This window comes from Adlercreutzia sp. ZJ176, assembly GCF_011038975.1.
Lineage (GTDB): Bacteria > Actinomycetota > Coriobacteriia > Coriobacteriales > Eggerthellaceae > CAAEEV01.
The window spans coordinates 1-1,034 of record NZ_JAAKEC010000048.1; the positions used below are offsets into that span (position 1 = coordinate 1).

General features: G+C 72.5%; 1 protein-coding gene. It reads left to right on the forward strand.

The window, feature by feature from the left end:
- The first annotated feature begins 431 nt into the window (after positions 1-431).
- Positions 432-998 carry a transcription termination/antitermination protein NusG gene (locus tag G7Y50_RS11855; RefSeq protein ID WP_165056836.1) on the forward strand — a complete coding sequence of 189 codons (567 nt, stop codon included), beginning with the start codon at positions 432-434 and terminating at the stop codon, positions 996-998.
- Positions 999-1,034 lie beyond the last annotated feature (36 nt).

A 1,034-nucleotide genomic window follows, 5' to 3' on the forward strand; every position in this document is an offset into this window, starting at 1 on the left:
TGGGGCATGAGCGCTCCGTCGGGAGCGTGAACCGCCGCAAGCGCATGGCCTACGTGCGCTTCGACGAGCCGGGCGGCGGCTTCCTGCTGAAGGCCGCGCTCAACGTGCCCGAGAAGGGCTGACGGGAGCTCCAGCTCGGCAGCTGCCTGGCTGGGACGCCTGACCGGCCTCCCCGGCGCGCGCCTAGAGAGGGCGCATGCCGGAACACATACCTTGACGCGACGGAGTCTGCGCCTGTGGCGAGCCCCGCATCGGTCAGGGGGATGGATACCTTTTCGTTTCGACGCGCGCGAGGCGCGGGTGGCGAAGCCGCGCCCGGGTGCGAGCCCAAGGGGCGCCGCACGGGGCGACGGGCCCCGCGGCGGCCCCTCAGGCGGGCCCCGGGGCGGGCGTCAGCCCCGGGGCCGGGCGCGCAGGGAGGAGCCTGCCCCATGCCCAGGTGGTACGTGATCCAGGTGGGCGCCGGCCGCGACGATATCGTGCTAGAGCGCGTGCGCCGCAGGGCGGCCGAGCTCGCCGAGGCGGGCGAGGTGGCGCCGCAGGCGCTCGCCCGCGTGTTCTCGCCGCGCTACGAGACGCAGGCGAAGGTCAAAGGAGAGTACCGGCTCGTGAGGCGCAGGCTCACCCCCGGCTACCTGGTGGCGGCGAGCAGCAGGCCTCAGGACCTCGAGCGCGTCTGCCGCACGGCAGGCGAGTTCGCACGGCTCCTGCGGAACGAGGAGGGGTTCACCCCCCTGAGCGATGACGAGGCGGCGTGGATGGCGGCCTTCACCAAGGAGGGCAGGCGCGCGGTCCCCATGTCCACGGCGGTCAAGGAGGGCGACGAGGTGGTGGTCACCGAAGGGCCGCTTTTGGGGTGCGCGTTCCCCGTCAAGAGGATCGACCGCCACCGGAGCACGGCCTGGCTCGAGGTGACCATCTGCGGCAGGGCGAAGGAGGTCCCCGTGGGGTTGAGGGTAGTTGCGAGGAGAGATGGCGACAGAAGATCTGACAGCTGAGGAAGCGGTACAGGTGGCACGTGCCTGCGGGCGCGC

Excerpts from the sequence above, each read along its gene's own strand:
- G7Y50_RS11855 (WP_165056836.1), top strand. The coding sequence starts at position 432 with ATGCCCAGGTGGTACGTGATCCAGGTGGGCGCCGGCCGCGACGATATC.